This window comes from Simplicispira sp., from assembly GCF_028687295.1.
GTDB classification, from domain to species: Bacteria; Pseudomonadota; Gammaproteobacteria; order Burkholderiales; family Burkholderiaceae_C; genus Simplicispira; species Simplicispira metamorpha.
The window spans coordinates 1-14,531 of record NZ_JAQUAL010000081.1 but is presented as its reverse complement, the minus strand read 5'-3'; the positions used below and the strand labels follow the sequence as shown (position 1 = coordinate 14,531).

At 65.7% G+C, this 14,531-nt stretch carries 13 protein-coding genes; 2 read left to right on the top strand and 11 right to left on the bottom strand.

What is annotated here, in order from left to right:
* The coding region (tgt, locus tag PHX69_RS10320) for a tRNA guanosine(34) transglycosylase Tgt (RefSeq protein ID WP_288043624.1) at positions 1-1,100 on the bottom strand (1,100 nt) is incomplete at its 3' end.
* A 75-nt stretch (positions 1,101-1,175) separates the two neighbouring features.
* Between tgt and PHX69_RS10315 the strand changes: the two genes are divergently transcribed.
* Complete coding sequence (locus PHX69_RS10315) at positions 1,176-1,691, top strand: universal stress protein (protein WP_119013362.1); 516 nt, start codon at positions 1,176-1,178, stop codon at positions 1,689-1,691.
* A gap of 58 nt (positions 1,692-1,749) precedes the next feature.
* Here the strand turns inward: PHX69_RS10315 and PHX69_RS10310 are convergent, their stop codons facing one another.
* From PHX69_RS10310 to PHX69_RS10265, 10 genes are all read right to left on the bottom strand, one after another.
* Positions 1,750-2,139: a hypothetical protein gene (locus tag PHX69_RS10310; protein WP_119013361.1), complete on the bottom strand. Its 390-nt coding sequence runs from the start codon at positions 2,137-2,139 to the stop codon at positions 1,750-1,752.
* Between the two features lie 88 nt (positions 2,140-2,227).
* The gene (locus PHX69_RS10305) at positions 2,228-3,418 is read right to left on the bottom strand and encodes a phospholipase A (protein WP_288043622.1); all 1,191 of its coding nucleotides are present in this window, start codon (positions 3,416-3,418) and stop codon (positions 2,228-2,230) included.
* Positions 3,418-3,900 (bottom strand): hypothetical protein, encoded by a 483-nt coding sequence (locus PHX69_RS10300; RefSeq protein ID WP_288043621.1) that lies wholly within the window; start codon positions 3,898-3,900, stop codon positions 3,418-3,420. The genes PHX69_RS10305 and PHX69_RS10300 overlap by 1 nt, the downstream gene beginning before the upstream one ends.
* The gene (locus PHX69_RS10295; protein ID WP_288043620.1) at positions 3,897-5,981 is read right to left on the bottom strand and encodes an ATP-dependent helicase; all 2,085 of its coding nucleotides are present in this window, start codon (positions 5,979-5,981) and stop codon (positions 3,897-3,899) included. Before PHX69_RS10295 ends, PHX69_RS10300 begins: the two co-directional genes overlap by 4 nt.
* 253 nt (positions 5,982-6,234) lie before the next feature.
* Positions 6,235-6,648, bottom strand: coding sequence for a hypothetical protein (locus PHX69_RS10290; protein WP_288043619.1), 414 nt, complete (start codon positions 6,646-6,648; stop codon positions 6,235-6,237).
* Positions 6,649-6,699: 51 nt separating this feature from the next.
* Positions 6,700-7,251 (bottom strand): hypothetical protein, encoded by a 552-nt coding sequence (locus PHX69_RS10285; RefSeq protein WP_119013356.1) that lies wholly within the window; start codon positions 7,249-7,251, stop codon positions 6,700-6,702.
* A 241-nt stretch (positions 7,252-7,492) separates the two neighbouring features.
* On the bottom strand, positions 7,493-9,736 hold the full coding sequence (gene priA / locus PHX69_RS10280) for a replication restart helicase PriA (protein ID WP_288043617.1): 2,244 nt from the start codon (positions 9,734-9,736) through the stop codon (positions 7,493-7,495).
* 738 nt (positions 9,737-10,474) lie between these two features.
* Complete coding sequence (gene hemE, locus PHX69_RS10275) at positions 10,475-11,599, bottom strand: uroporphyrinogen decarboxylase (RefSeq protein WP_288043616.1); 1,125 nt, start codon at positions 11,597-11,599, stop codon at positions 10,475-10,477.
* A gap of 205 nt (positions 11,600-11,804) precedes the next feature.
* Positions 11,805-12,365 (bottom strand): hypothetical protein, encoded by a 561-nt coding sequence (locus tag PHX69_RS10270; RefSeq protein WP_119013353.1) that lies wholly within the window; start codon positions 12,363-12,365, stop codon positions 11,805-11,807.
* Between the two features lie 148 nt (positions 12,366-12,513).
* Positions 12,514-13,416 (bottom strand): LysR family transcriptional regulator, encoded by a 903-nt coding sequence (locus PHX69_RS10265; protein WP_288043614.1) that lies wholly within the window; start codon positions 13,414-13,416, stop codon positions 12,514-12,516.
* Positions 13,417-13,553: 137 nt separating this feature from the next.
* On the opposite strand from PHX69_RS10265, the gene PHX69_RS10260 reads away from it, so the two are divergent.
* A complete protein-coding gene (locus PHX69_RS10260; protein ID WP_119013419.1) occupies positions 13,554-14,525 on the top strand; it encodes a TerC family protein in 972 nt (323 codons plus the stop codon).
* Positions 14,526-14,531 lie beyond the last annotated feature (6 nt).

Here is a 14,531-nt window from a genome sequence, read left to right as displayed (position 1 = left end):
CGCACTTCGCGCATCAGGTTCAGGTAGTAGTGCAGGTTGTGGATGGTGGTGAGCATGGGGCCGAGCATCTCGCCGCAGCGGTCGAGGTGGTGCAGGTAGGCGCGCGAGAAACCGCCGCGCCCGCCCTCGTCCCAGCTCACGCCCGCTGCGCCCGCGCAGGCGTGGCAGGTGCAGGTGGTGTCCAGCGGCTGGTGGTCGGTTTTGTGGCGGGCGTTGCGGATTTTGAGGTCGCCAAAGCGCGTGAACAGCGTGCCGTTGCGCGCGTTGCGCGTGGGCATCACGCAGTCGAACATATCCACACCGCAGGCTACGCCTTCGACCAGGTCTTCGGGCGTGCCCACGCCCATCAGGTAGCGCGGCTTGTGCGCAGGCAGGCGGTGCGGCGTGTGCGCCATGATGGACAGCATCTCGTCCTTGGGCTCGCCCACGCTCACGCCGCCAATGGCGTAGCCGGGAAAATCCATCTCCACCAGCCGCTGCAAAGACTCTTCGCGCAGGTTCAGGTACATGCCGCCTTGCACGATGCCGAACAGCGCGTTGGGGTTTTGCAGCCGTTCGATTTCATTTTTGCTGCGCACGGCCCAGCGCAGGCTCATTTCCATGGATTTGCGCGCCTCGGCCTCGGTGGTGAGGTGGCCTTTGGTCTCATACGGCGTGCACTCGTCCAGCTGCATCACGATGTCGGAGTTGAGCGTGGTCTGGATTTGCATGCTCACTTCGGGCGACATGAACAGCTTGTCGCCGTTGACGGGAGACGCAAAGGTCACGCCCTCTTCGGTGATTTTGCGCATGGCACCCAGGCTCCACACTTGGAAACCGCCCGAGTCGGTGAGGATGGGCTTGTGCCATTGCTCAAAGCCGTGCAGGCCGCCAAAGCTTTGCATCACGTCCAGGCCGGGGCGCATCCACAGGTGGAAGGTGTTGCCCAGAATGATTTGCGCGCCCATGTCGTGCAGGCTTTGCGGCATCACGCCCTTGACGGTGCCGTAGGTGCCCACGGGCATGAAGATGGGGGTTTGCACCACGCCATGGTTGAGCGTGAGCTGGCCACGGCGGGCGTGGCTGGAGGCGTCGGTGGTGAGGATGTCGAATTGCAGCATGGCCGCGATTGTCCCGGATGGGGCGTGCGGTGGCGCCGCTACACTGAACCGAACCATTCAAAAAAAGGAACTTCCATGCTCAAAATCCTCATTGCCATCGACGGCTCCGACCTCGCCCTGGACGCCGTGCGCTACGCGCTGCGCCTGGCGCAGAACGGTTTGCAGATCAGCAGCGTGGTGCTGGCCAACGTGCAGGAGCCCGCATCGCTGTACGAACTGGTGACCACGCGCGACCCCGAGCTGATTGCCGCCGCCAGCATCGAGGCCGGTGAGCACCTGATTGCCCCCGCCCGTGCCTTGCTGGAGGCCACCGGCCTGGAGTGCGAAAGCGCCGTGGGCGTGGGCGACCCCGCGCACACGCTGGTGGACATCATCGAAACCGCAGGCTGCGACCTGGTACTGATTGGCGCGCGCGGCCAGGGCGCCATCAGCAGCGCGCTGCTGGGTTCGGTGTCGCAAGAGCTGGCGCATGCCAGCCCGGTGCCGGTGACGATTGTTCGCCACGTGGAGGCGCTGTCTGCCGACGAAGCGGGTGATGTGCTGGACGCTGACGGCCAGGACGGCGGCGCTGCGGGCAGCGCGGGCGACTGAGCGCTGCGCCAGATGGGGCGCACGGGCAGGCGCTGGCCCGGGCGCGCTGGTGGTGGCCCTATGCGGCCTTGCGAAACGGCCCCGCTGCGGGCCGTTTGAATTTGCCGTGGGGCAGCGTGGCCAGGCGCTGGAACATGCGCCGCACGTAGCCGCGCACCCACAGGCATTTGTTGATTTCTTCCACCGGCAGTGGCCCCGAGATGACCACCAGGTCATTGGCCACCTCCTGCGCACCGGCAGCGCGCAGGCGCCTGCGCGTCATGGTGGCCCAGGAGTGGATGCGCGTGGGGCTGCCGTGCTGGTGAACCTCGCCCGTGTGCAGGTCGAAGGCAATGGCCACGGTGTCTGTCTTGAGCTTGAAGCGGCGTTCGCCCGTGACGGCACTGGGCGTCTCGCGCATGTCGTACAGGTAATAGCTCCCAGCCTTGAGCTGGTATTGCAGATCCATGGGTTTCCTCCGTGGCGCGATTGTGGCCGACCCGGCATTCGGCAGGGGCAAGGATAAGCGCCGGAAATGACAGGCTTTTTGCGCCCCGTCAGAAGTCCAGCAGGCTCAGTCCCACGCTGAACACGGTGCGCTGGCGGTTGTAATCGATCAGGCTGTCGCCGTAACCGCTGAAGAGCTGGGTGTGCAGGCGCAGATTGCTTTTGCTGCCCCACAGCCCGGTGCCCAGGGTTTGCAGCCACTCCACGCGCGCCGAGCCCCGGCCCTTGCTGGCCAGTGCGTGGCGCACGGTCACGCCCAGGGTGTTTTCCGGGTTGACGTTCCAGAGCACGCGCAGCTCGCCCCGGCCTATGTAGTCGCTGATGCCGGGGTTGTCGTCGCTGGTGGTCTTTTCGTTCAGGCGCTTCCAGATGCGTGCCTGCACGTTCCAGCGCTGGCCCAGTTCCATGCCCGCCATCAGGTAGGCACGGTTCCAGCTGCGCGACAGGGGCAGGCTTTGGCCGTTGGATTGGTGAACCAGGCCCACGCCGCTGTAGCGCAGCCGCCAGCCGCCAGGCAACTGGGCATCGGTGGGATAGACGTAGATGACTTCAGGCTCGTGGTCGGTGGCGCGAAAGGGCCGTGAAATGCCCGGGCTGAACAGCTGCCAGTACGACTGCTGGGTGTAGCCAAACCACAGCGAGTCTTTGCGCTCGGCATCGCCAGCGGTGAGCAGGCCTTGCGCCATTTTGGTGCGCACTGACAGTTGCACGCGCATCTCGGTGCGCCGGTAGGGGGTGGCCGTTTCGGCGCTGTGCCCGGGGGCGCTGGAGGTGGGCTGGCGGTTGACGCTGTCAGCGCCCACCACCGACACGCTCATGGGCCGGTAGCCCCGAAAGCGGAAAGTGCCGCAGTCGCTGCCCGACTCCAGCTCCCACTGGCGCGACATCTCGCTGTAGCGCGGATTGCGGCAGCCGTCGATGTGGACCACGGTGGGGGCCGGTGCGGCCTGGGCGCTGTCCAGGGCCGTGGCACTGTTCAGTGCGGATGGCTGCGCGCTGGCGGGCGTTGTGCTGGGCACGCCAGCGGGCGTGGCACTGGCCTGTGCGGGCGGTGCTTGCCAGGCTTGCTGGCCTGCCCATTGGTCAAAGCAGGCCAGGCGCGCGGCGCTGTCGGGTTGGGCGGCGCAGTGGCGCCAGGCCGGATCGGTGGCCGGTGTGGCGGCGCTGGCGCCCTGTGCCCAGGCCAGGGTGGCCGGGGTCAGCAGGGCCAGGGCCAGGGGGGCGGTGTAGCGGTGTGTCATCAATGCCAGGCAGGCTGTTTTTGCAGCACGAAGGGGGTGGAGGTGTCGGTGGCGGCGTGGTGCCAGGTGCCACGGATTTCGCGGGCACAGCTGCCCTCGACGACCGTGCCCAGCCAGGTAGCGCTGATGCGCTGGCCGTCGGTGGATTCTTCCAGCGTCAGTTCGCCCTCGTGGACGTCGCCGCTGACCTGCGCCGTGGTGCTGGCGCGTTGCACGCTGCCGCGCACGCTCTCGCCCAGCTCGGGATGGGGGCCCAGGCGCAGCAGCGCGCCCGTGGCCGTGCCATCGAGCTGTGCGCGCCACACGCCTTGCAGGTGCTGGTGCGTCATCTCCATGCCGCTGGGGCAGGAGCTGGTGGGGTTGGTGGTGCTGCGGGTTGCACTGACCGGGGGGATGGCCCCATTTTTGAGATCGTTTTCGGCTCTGGCGCTTGCGGGATAAGCGCTGGCAGCTATCAAAATAAGAGTAATAAAAGCTTTCATGGTGTGGGGTTGGATGCTTGGGCCGCACTGGCGGCCTGGGCCTTGGCGGCAAATTCGGCGCGCAGGGCCTTGAGTTTTTCACGCGGGTCTTCGCGGGCGGTGGTCTGGTTCAGCGCCATCTCGGCGATGAAGCGGCTGGGCTGGGCGGCCACCATTTCGCGGCCTTTTTTGCGTTTTTTCGTCCAGCTCACGGCCAGGGTGCGCTGGGCGCGGGTGATGCCCACGTACATCAGGCGGCGCTCTTCTTGCAGGCGCTGCACCATGTCGCCCGTCACGTCCTTGTCGCGGCCACCGTCGTCGTCCATTTTGAAGGGCAGCATGCCCTCGGTCACGCCGGCCAGGATCACGTGCGGCCACTCCAGCCCCTTGCTGGCGTGCAGCGTCGAGAGCGTGACCATGTCCTGGTCTTTCTCGCGCTCCGAGATGGTCGAGAGCAGTGCAATGGTCTGCGCCACTTCCAGCAGGCTTTTGGATTCGCTGGTGGTCACGCTGCCCGCCGTGTCGTCGATCTGGCCACCAGCGCGCTGGGCCATCCAGTCGCAAAACTCCAGCACATTCGTCCAGCGCGCGGCGGCCACTTTCTCGCTGTCTTCGCCGTCGTAGAGGTATTTTTCGTAGCCGATGTCTTTGAGCCAGTCGAGCAAGAAGGCGCGCGCGCCGTCCGCGCCGTGGGTGTGGCGGGCGCGGTATTCCAGATCGTTCACGTAGCGGCCAAATTCCAGCAGGCTGTCGAGCGCGCGCCGGGGCAGGGCGGCGGGCAGCATGGGCGAGAACAGCGCGGCAAACAGGCTCAGGTGGTGCTGCGTGGCAAACGCACCCAGCTGTGCCAGGCTTTGGTGGCCAATGCCGCGCTTGGGCGTGCCCACCGAGCGCAAAAACGCTGGGTCGTCGTCCGAATTGATCCACAGCCGAAACCACGCGCACAAGTCCTTGATTTCCGCCCGGTCAAAAAAGCTGGTGCCACCCGAGACTTTGTACGGGATGTTGGCCCGGCGCAGGGCTTTTTCAAAGGGCTTGGCCTGGTGGTTGGCGCGGTACAGCACGGCAAAGCCGCGCCATTCGGGCGGCGGGTTGCTGGCCGCGCGCAGGCCCAGAATGCGGGCCACGGCGCGCTCGGCCTCGTGCTCTTCGCTGTCGGCATCGACCACGCGCACCGGCTCGCCCTCGCCCAGCTCGCTGAACAAGGTTTTGGGGAACAGCTTGGGGTTGGGGCCGATGACGTTGTTGGCCGCGCGCAGGATGGCGCTGGTGGAGCGGTAGTTTTGCTCCAGCTTGACGATTTGCAGCTGCGGAAAATCCACCGGCAGCTTTTTCAGGTTGTCCAGCGTGGCGCCGCGCCAGCCGTAAATGCTTTGGTCGTCGTCGCCCACGGCGGTGAAATGGCCGCGTTCGCCCACCAAGAGCTTGAGCAGGTCGTACTGCGTGGCGTTGGTGTCCTGGTATTCATCGACCAGCACATGGCCCAGCGCCGCCTGCCATTTGGCGCGCACTTCGGGGTAGTCGCGCAGCAGCTTGAGCGGCAGGCTGATGAGGTCGTCAAAGTCCACGCTCTGGTAGGCGGCCAAGCGCTCCTCGTAGCGCGCCATGATGAGGGCGATGGTGCGCTCGTTGTCGTCCTGGGCGCGGGCCAGGGCCTGCTGGGCGTTCATGCCCATGTTCTTCCACAGGCTGATCGTCCACTGCCACTGGCGCGCGGTGGCCGCGTCGGTCGTGCCCCCGGCGGCGTCTTTCAGGATGCTGTTCACGTCGTCCTGATCCAGGATGCTGAACTGGGGCTTGAGGCCCAGCACTTTGCCGTCTTCGCGCACCATGCGCACACCCAGCGAGTGGAAGGTACAGATCAGCACCTCTTTGGCGCGCCGGCCAATCAGGCCCTTGGCGCGTTCACGCATTTCAGCGGCGGCCTTGTTGGTGAAGGTGATGGCGGCAATGCGCCGGGGATCGAGCCCACGCTCTATCAGGTGGGCGATTTTGTGCGTGATGACCCGCGTCTTGCCCGAGCCCGCCCCGGCCAGCACCAGGCAAGGGCCATCGGTGTAGTGAACAGCCTGGAGCTGGGCGAGGTTGAGACCGGAGGACATGGGTGAGAGGGGCGCGGTGATGGGGGGAGCGAAGGGGGCCGAAGCAGCCAGGGCGGTCTGCGGCGGGCGGGCGCGGCCCGCAGAGCGCGCAATGATACAGAGCAGGCCCGACCGCGTCCGGCCCCGCGCGGTCTGGGGTGCCGGTTGCGTTTTTGGCCTGGCCCGGGTGTGGTGCGGCTGCCTGGCCTGCGCACAGGTGCTGCCGCTGGGCGCCATCTTCCGGCTCGACGGGCGTGCCCTTGCCGGGGTGCGCTCAGACGGCGATGTTGATCAGTTCGCCTATGCGCTGGCCCAGGCCGTTGAGCATGGCGGGGCTGGCCGATGGCAGGGTGGTGGCCTGCGCGGTGGCGGTGTAGGTGATGGGTGCAATGGCCCCGCCAATGGCGCTGGCGGGGCTGGCTACAGCATCGGTCGCCAGCATGCTTTTGCCAAAGCTGTTCATATCCTGGCGCGCCTTGTCGGCGCCCGAGATGGCCTGGTTGGCGCGGGTGTCGATGGCGCGGGCGTTGGCCTCGGCCAGATCGACCTGTTTCCAGGCCTGGCGGGCCTGTGTTTGCAGTGTTTCGGCGGCCTGTTGCGCCTGCTCTGCCGCACGCCGCAGCTGCGGCGAGGCGGCCTGCTGGAAGCTGGGGAGCGCTGCGCTGGCGGATGTTGAGATAGCAAGCATGGTCGTTGTAACAGCCTGGGCTTTCACCCGGGCCGCTCCTGTGTAAGGCCGTCAGGCCATGATCGAAAGGCGTTGTGTGGGCCGGGCGTTGGATTGCGCCGACTGGGCATCAGCCAGCTGCTGGAGCTGCTGGGCTCTGCTGAGTAGAGCGGGGCCGCCTTGCTCACCCGCCATGGTGCGGCCCTGGGTGCTGTTGGACGACGAGGCCGATTCGCCCGTGCGGTTGACCACGCCCAAGCTCAGGGTAGAACGCCCCGCACCTTGCACAGCGACACCGCCCAGGGCGTTGCCGCCATCGGTGGAGCGGGGGTTTTCTGGTGCTGGCACCGGCGCACGCATGTTCAGTGACAGGCCCATGGTCGATTGCCAGGCGGGCGCGGCAACGGCATTGGCCTGCTGCCCGGCCTGGTCTTGCGAAGTGCCTGCCACACGTTGCTGGGTGATTTGGCGCGTCTGCGCTTGCACGTCGTTGGTTTCGGTACGCATCTGTGGTTTGATTTCTGGCGCAACTGCGCTCTCGCCGGTATTGACTGGCGGCTTGTTCAGCTGTGGCGCTTTGTTGGCTACCTGTGCCAGAAAGTTACCGTCGATACGTAATGCCATGGCGACTCTCCTTCAGAGTTCATTGGTACCCAAGCCGGGGCAATGGCGCAAACAAGGGGGTGAATCGAGTGCTGTTTGCGCCTTGGTCTGATTGGGGGTGTGTTAAGGCAAGCTATGGCCGGACTGTAGGCCGGGGTCCCCCTGGATGTCAAATTTTTTGTGCACTGCGGCTGGGCGTTGGGTTGTCAAAATTGATAGCTGCCAGCGCTTTCCCTGTAAGCGCTGGAGTCCAAAAACAACCTCAAATTACCAGCGGATCCACGTCCACCAGCCAGCGCACCAGTGCCTTGTGTGCGCTCTGGGCGCGGGTGTGGTGCAACAGCGCCTGCCAGGCGGCCAGAAAGCGCTGCAAGGCGGCACGGCTGTCGCTCTCGAGCAGCATTTGCGCGCGCTCCACGTTGGCCACGCGCTGGATGGTGAGCGGCACCGGCGGGTACAGCGTGACGTGCTCCAGCCCCGGCAGGGCGGCATCGGTGGCCGCCTGGCTGGCGGCGCGCAAAAAGCCCTGCGCCACCTCCTGCGTGCGGGCGTCGGCGCGCACCAGTGCCTGGAACGCAAACGGTGGCATGGCGGCGCCCTGGCGCTCGTCGAGCTGCTGCGCGGCAAAGGCGGGGTAGTCGTGCTGGCGCAGCGCGGCGACGATGGCGTGCTCGGGGTGGAAGGTTTGCAGCCACATCTCGCTGCGGCTGCCCTGGGCTGCCACGTAATCGGCATCGCGCCCGGCGCGGCCACTGGCCTGCATCAACAGCGCAAACAGCCGCTCGGGCGCACGAAAGTCGCTGCTGAACAAGGCACCATCGGGCTGCACGGCGGCCACCAGCGTGATGCGCCGGAAGTCGTGGCCCTTGGCAATCATTTGCGTGCCCACCAGCACGTCGATGTCGCCGGCGTGTACCTGCGCCAGCTGCGCCTCCAGGGCGCCCTGGGCGCGGGTGGTGTCGGCGTCGATGCGGGCCACGCGCGCGGGCGCGCCATCGGGGCGGCGCACGTCGGCCAGCAGGGCGCTGAGTTGCTCTTCGAGCTGCTCGGTGCCCCGGCCTATGGGCGTGATGTCGGGGCTGCCGCAGCCGGGGCAGGCGCGCGGCACGCGCTGGGCAAAGCCGCAGTGGTGGCAGCGCAGGCTGCGGTCGGTTTTGTGGAAAACCTGGTGCGCGCTGCAATGCGGGCAATCGCTTTTCCAGTCGCAGTCGGCGCAGTGCAGCACGGGGGCGTAGCCGCGCCGGTTGAGCAAAATCATGCACTGCTCGCCGCGCTCTATGCGCTCTTGCAGCGCGGCCAGCAGCGGCGCCGAGAACACCGTGCGCCGGGGTTGGTGGTTCATATTGACCACGCGCAACACCGGCAGCTTGCCCGCGCCGATGCGGCTGGGCATGTGCAGGCGCAGGTAGCGCCCGCCCTGCGGGTCCTCGGGCGTGGCCGGGCGGCTGGCGTGCCAGCTCTCCAGAGACGGCGTGGCCGAACCCAGAATGACCTTGGCGTGCTGCTCGCGTGCGCGCCAGATGGCCAGATCGCGGGCCGAGTAGCGCGCGCCCTCTTGCTGCTTGTAGCTGGCGTCGTGCTCTTCATCGACCACGATCAGCGCCAGTTGCGGCATCGAGGCAAACACCGCCATGCGCGTACCCAGCACGATGCGGGCCTGGCCACTGTGCGCCGCCAGCCAGCTTTTGAGGCGCTGCGGGTTGGTCATGCCGCTGTGCAGCGACACCACGCTGGCAGTGCCAAAGCGCTCGGTAAAGCGTGCCTCCAGCTGCGGCGTGAGGTTGATCTCGGGCACCATCACCAGCGCCTGGGCGCCGGGGCGGGCCTCCAGCGCCGTCTGCACGCAGCGCAAATAGACCTCGGTTTTGCCGCTGCCGGTGCTGCCAAACAGCAAAAACGGCCCGGGGTTGGAGCCGATTTGGGCCAGAACGCCCTGCTGCTCTGCGCTAAGCGCTATCAAAGGAGTAGCGTTTTCAGCGGCGTCGGCAGGTGCGGGGGCGGTGTTTGCGCGGGCCGCAGCGCCTTTGCCCGCAGGCTTGGCCGGGCGGCGCAGGCGCCGGGCCAGTTGTTCATGGCTCAGATCGCGCAGCTGCGGCGGCAGGGCGGCCAGGGCGATTTCACCCAGGCTGCGCTGGTAGTAGCGCGCGGCAAAGGCCACCAGACGGCGCCAGTGGATATCCAGCGGCGCAATGCCATCGAGCACGGCGGCCACGCTGCGCGTGGCCATGCCTTCGGGCAGCGGCGCAGGCGTGCCATCCCAGACCACGCCCAGCACCTCACGCTGGCCCAGCGGCACGCGCACCAGCGTGCCTGGCGCCAGGGGCTGTGCGCTGGTGTAACTGAGCAGGTCGCCCAGCGCGCTGTGCGCCGGCGTGTGGACGGCCACGGCCACCGTGGCAGGCTGCGACTGCGATGGCTGCGCCGATCCCGTTGCCGGTGCTCGCTGCGGCAGCGTGGATGCCTGTACGGCGGCGGGCGGGTTGGGGTGGTCGGGTGGCGGCGCCATGGGGTGCGGGGGGAGGGCGTTGCGGGCGGAGGAATGCGGTGGTCGAACGGCGGGGAGGGTGCGGTGTGCCAAGTATCTGCGCGGATCAGCACCAGCCTGTGGATAACTTTGTGGGCATCCTGCGCGCACGGGGCTGCGGGCTGTGGAGAACACTGCACTACAGCGTCTTGTTGCTGGCCCGGTACAAAAACAAAAATGCTTTCAAATCAAACGGTTGCGTGAATGTCGGCAGCGGTGTTGCGGTGCTGTGGCACATCGGAGCGGCTGTACCAGACCAGGGCGCCGCAGCACGCGCCATGTGCATAAGTTGACTGGGCCGGGCTGGCAAGCACCCATCCGGGGTCGAGGTGTGTTAGCGCGGTGCGGCCCGTGCGGCGCCCAAAACCAGCGCCGAGGGGGCTGCATCGATGCAAGTCTTTGATTCTTCGGGGGTTTTGCAACTTGTCCAGAAAATCTGTGGATAACTTTGTGGGTATCTGGTGCGCCACCGGGCCGCAGGCCTTGTGGCCATTGGCTCAGCAACACTTTGCCTGCCAAAGCAGCAGCGGTAAGTGGCTATATAAATCAATGACTTAGCGCGGTGTGGCGCACTTGCGTGGCGGGTGGGCCATGCGCACTGCGCGCTGCGCGGCGGCCACCGCACGCCGCCGGTTTGTGCATAAGTCAGTGCCCGCCCCCGTGGCAGGGCCGTGTCGGCGGGCGCCTGCCCAGGGTATCCGCCTGACGCTGCGCTCTGCCTCAGGCGCGCTGGCGCAGCGCGCGCGACTGGCTGTGCACCGCCTCGACCAGCGCCGCCACATGCTCAGGCGGCGTGAACTGGCTGATGCCGTGGCCCAGGTTGAAGATGTGCGTGGGGCCGGTGGTGGTTTTGTCGGTGTGCGGCGTGCCAAAGCTGGCCAGCACGCGCGCCACCTGCGCCTCGATCTGCGCGGGTGGGGCAAACAGCACATTCGGGTCGATGTTGCCTTGCAGCGCCTTGCCGGGGCCGCCCACGGCGCCGCCGACGATGGCGCGCGCCTTGCCCAGGTGGGCCGTCCAGTCCAGGCCCAGCACCTCGCAATCGATGTCCTTCATATCTTCCAGCCAGATGCCACCGCCCTTGGTAAAGACGATGCGCGGCACGTCCTGGCCGTCGGCGCCGGTGCGCTTGAGCTGTGCCAGCACGCGCGTGGTGTACGCCAGGCTGAACTCCTGAAAAGCACCATCGGCCAGCACACCGCCCCAGCTGTCAAAAATCATCACCGCCTGGGCGCCCGCGTCGATTTGCGCGTTCAGGTAAGCGGCCACGCTGTCGGCGTTGACGGCCAGAATCTGGTGCATCAAGTCGGGGCGCGCATACATCAGCGTCTTGACCTGCCGGTAGTCCTGCGAGCCTTTGCCCTCGACCATGTAGCAGGCCAGCGTCCAGGGGCTGCCCGAAAAACCGATCAGCGGCACGCGGCCATTCAGCGCGCGGCGGATGCTGGTGACGGCGTTGAACACGTAGCTGAGCTTGTCCATGTCGGGCACGGCGAGCTGGGCCACGGCGGCTTCGTCGCGCACTACCTGGGCAAAGCGCGGGCCTTCGCCTTCGGCAAACGACAGGCCCAGGCCCATGGCGTCGGGCACGGTGAGGATGTCGCTGAACAAAATGGCGGCGTCGAGCGGGAAGCGCTCCAGCGGTTGCAGCGTGACCTCGGTGGCGTAATCCACGTTGGTGGCCAGCCCCATGAAGCTGCCGGCCTGGGCGCGCGTGGCCTTGTATTCGGGCAGGTAGCGGCCCGCCTGGCGCATCAGCCACAGGGGGGTGTAGTCGGTGGCCTGGCGCCGGCAGGCGCGCAGGAAGGTGTCGTTTTGCAGGGGGGCGAAGGCGGTGGAATTCATGCGGGCGATTGTCGCAGGCCCGCTGGGCGGGTGGCCATGGCCTGCGAGGCCAGTTGCCGCCGGGCGCCAGCGCTGGCGCCGCCCCGGTGCTGGTGATTGGAAGTGTTTTATGCCTCCAGCCCTTGCACAGAGAGCGCTGGCAGCTATGAATTTTGGGGGTAATTGCGGCCCGTTATAGCGCTCGGGCGGGCCGCTACGGGCCCCTTTACTTGGCCGTCAGCAAGGTCTTGAAGCGCGGGTCGTTCACTGCCTTGGACAGCGTGCCCTGCACGGCGGGAGCAAAGGCATCGGCCACATTTTTGCAGGCACTCCAGGCATCCCAGCTGGTATCGAAGCGGTGGCTGTTTTCCACCTGCAAGGAATGGCCATTGCTGGATGTCAGCGTCATGCCAATCTCCCAGCTGGCAGGACTGATGGAGCTGAAGGAGAGCTTGTCGATCCGGCCGCCAATCGACACCGGGGCATTGCCTGCGTAGGCCTTGGCCAGGAACAGTTCTTCCTGAAATGCTTCGCGGATGAATTCCGCAGGGGTTTTGCCAGAACCTAAAGAGATGGGGCCATTGGCACGACACAAGGGGCTGCTCTCTACGCCTGGGGCAGCGGTGAATTCGTTGGTTTTGACCTTCGCTCCCGTATCGCGGACGTATTCCTCGATTTGGATGACGTTGCGTGTGGACGCCTTGTATTGCACGGGCGTGCTGGTGGTGGAGCACCCCGCCAGGAAGACGGCGGCCAGGGAAACGAGGAGAGCGGTTTTTTGGAGCATGGGGGTTGGGCTTGCAATAAAACGGGTTGGTTTTTAAGAAATGCCTTTCTTATGACCACTATACCCATGCGCGATGGAGATGTATTCAGGCGCTGTTTTTTAAAGCTTTTTAGGCTTGAAACCCTTGTTTGGTGGGCGCTAGCAGCTATTAATCTAATAGCGTTTCATCGGCCCCGGCCGCCAGCAGCCGCGTCAGCAGCGGGTGCATGACCTTGCGGGCGCTGTAGATCAGGTGGAACTGCTCATGCACGTCGGGCGTGGTGCCCACCAGTGCCAGGGCGCAGGTTTGCTCCAGGTGCGCGCCCAGCGATGCGGGCGCGGGCATCACGCCCATGCCGCTGGCGGCAAAGGTGCTGAGCAAGGCGCTGTCTTCAAACTCGCCAGCAATGTGGGGGCGGATGTGTTCGCGCTCCAGCCAGTGGTTGATGCGCGCACGCACGGCGGCGTGCTCGGTGGGCAGCAGCACCGGCACCTGCGCCAGGCTGTGCGGAAAATTCTCCCGCGCTGCTGTAGCCCAGCGCGCCGGGGCGTACCAGGCAATGGCGCTGGTGCCCAGCAGTTGGCTGGTGGTTTTCAGGGCCGGGTTGGGCGGCGCGGGGCGGTCGGCCAGCACGGCGTCGAGTTTGTGCAGCACCAGCTCGCCCAGCAGCGGCTGGAACTCGCCCTCGTGGCACAGCAGGCGCAGGTGCGGCTCGTCCAGCACGGGTTGGAGCAGCCGGTGCATGGCCAGCTTGGCAATGCCGTCCGAGATGCCCAGGTTCAGCCGCAGCGTTCTGCCGCTGGCGGCTTCGCGCACGCGCTGGGGCAGCTGCTCGCCCAGGGCAAAGATGTGGTCGGCCTCGTGCAGGGCGGCCACGCCCGCCTCGGTCAGCACCAGGTTGCGGCCCTCGTTGCGCAGCAGGCTCACGCCCAGCGATTGCTCCAGCGCGCGCACCTGGGCGCTGATGGTTTGCACGGCCATGTCCAGGCGCTCGGCGGCGCGGGCCATGCCGCCTTCTTTGGCCACCACCCAGAAGTAATACAGATGGCGGTAATTGAAGCTTTGGCTCATGGCGGTGCGGGCGGGGGGATGGTGAACAGTTCGTAAAAACCGAAGCAATACTACGTTGAATGCAGGTTTTTCAAATGTATCTGCGGTTTTACATTCGCCCATCTTTCAATTTTTTCCTGCGATGGAGCGCAATGATCATGGAAACCATAGGAACCTGGTGGATGTGGACGGGGTTTGCCGTCTTTGTGGTGGTGGCCATTGCCATCGACCTGCTGGTGATGGAGCGCCAGGGCGCGCACAAGGTCACGATGAAGGAGGCCGTGCGCTGGAGCCTGCTGTGGTTCGGGCTGGCCTTTGTGTTTGTGGCGCTCTTGTGGTGGTATCTGGACAGCAGCCAGGGCCGTGAGGTGGCCAACACGGTGTCCATGCAGTTCATCACCGGGTATCTGGTGGAAAAGAGCTTGTCGATTGACAACATCTTTGTCTTTTTGATGCTGTTCAGCTACTTTGCCGTGCCGCAGCAGTACCAAAAGCGCGCGCTCATCATCGGCATCATTGGCGCCATCATCCTGCGCACGCTGCTCATTTTGGTGGGTGCGTGGTTGCTGGCCACCTTCCACTGGCTGCTGTATGTGTTTGGCGCGTTCCTGGTGCTGACGGGCGCAAAGATGTGGTTTGCTGCGGGCCAGGAGCCTGATATTTCCACCAACCCGGTGCTGGGCTTGCTGAAAAAACGCATCCGCATCACCGACCAGTTTGATGGCGAAAAGCTCTCGACGATGGTCAATGGCGTCAAGCACTACACGCCGCTGTTTGTGGTGCTGGTGCTGATCGGCACGACCGACATCATTTTTGCGGTGGACAGCATTCCGGCGATTTTTGCCATCACCAGCGACCCGTTTATCGTGCTGACGGCCAACATTTTTGCCATCCTGGGCCTGCGCGCGCTGTACTTCCTGCTGGCGGATCTGGCCAACCGCTTCCACCTGCTGGCCTATGGCCTGGCGCTGGTGCTGGTGTTCATTGGCGCCAAGATGCTGTTGATTGATGTGGTCAAGATTCCGATTGGCTACGCGCTGCTGGTGACGGCGTCGCTGATTGCCGGTTCGATCTTCCTGTCGCTGCGCAACTCCAGCAAGAGCGAGGTGGCTTTGCCCGGCAAGGATTGATGGTCG

Excerpts from the sequence above, each read along its gene's own strand:
- PHX69_RS10315 (WP_119013362.1), top strand. The coding sequence starts at position 1,176 with ATGCTCAAAATCCTCATTGCCATCGACGGCTCCGACCTCGCCCTGGAC.
- PHX69_RS10310 (WP_119013361.1), bottom strand. The coding sequence starts at position 2,139 with ATGGATCTGCAATACCAGCTCAAGGCTGGGAGCTATTACCTGTACGAC.
- PHX69_RS10305 (WP_288043622.1), bottom strand. The coding sequence starts at position 3,418 with ATGACACACCGCTACACCGCCCCCCTGGCCCTGGCCCTGCTGACCCCG.
- PHX69_RS10300 (WP_288043621.1), bottom strand. The coding sequence starts at position 3,900 with ATGAAAGCTTTTATTACTCTTATTTTGATAGCTGCCAGCGCTTATCCC.
- PHX69_RS10295 (WP_288043620.1), bottom strand. The coding sequence starts at position 5,981 with ATGTCCTCCGGTCTCAACCTCGCCCAGCTCCAGGCTGTTCACTACACC.
- PHX69_RS10290 (WP_288043619.1), bottom strand. The coding sequence starts at position 6,648 with ATGCTTGCTATCTCAACATCCGCCAGCGCAGCGCTCCCCAGCTTCCAG.
- PHX69_RS10285 (WP_119013356.1), bottom strand. The coding sequence starts at position 7,251 with ATGGCATTACGTATCGACGGTAACTTTCTGGCACAGGTAGCCAACAAA.
- priA (WP_288043617.1), bottom strand. The coding sequence starts at position 9,736 with ATGGCGCCGCCACCCGACCACCCCAACCCGCCCGCCGCCGTACAGGCA.
- hemE (WP_288043616.1), bottom strand. The coding sequence starts at position 11,599 with ATGAATTCCACCGCCTTCGCCCCCCTGCAAAACGACACCTTCCTGCGC.
- PHX69_RS10270 (WP_119013353.1), bottom strand. The coding sequence starts at position 12,365 with ATGCTCCAAAAAACCGCTCTCCTCGTTTCCCTGGCCGCCGTCTTCCTG.
- PHX69_RS10265 (WP_288043614.1), bottom strand. The coding sequence starts at position 13,416 with ATGAGCCAAAGCTTCAATTACCGCCATCTGTATTACTTCTGGGTGGTG.
- PHX69_RS10260 (WP_119013419.1), top strand. The coding sequence starts at position 13,554 with ATGGAAACCATAGGAACCTGGTGGATGTGGACGGGGTTTGCCGTCTTT.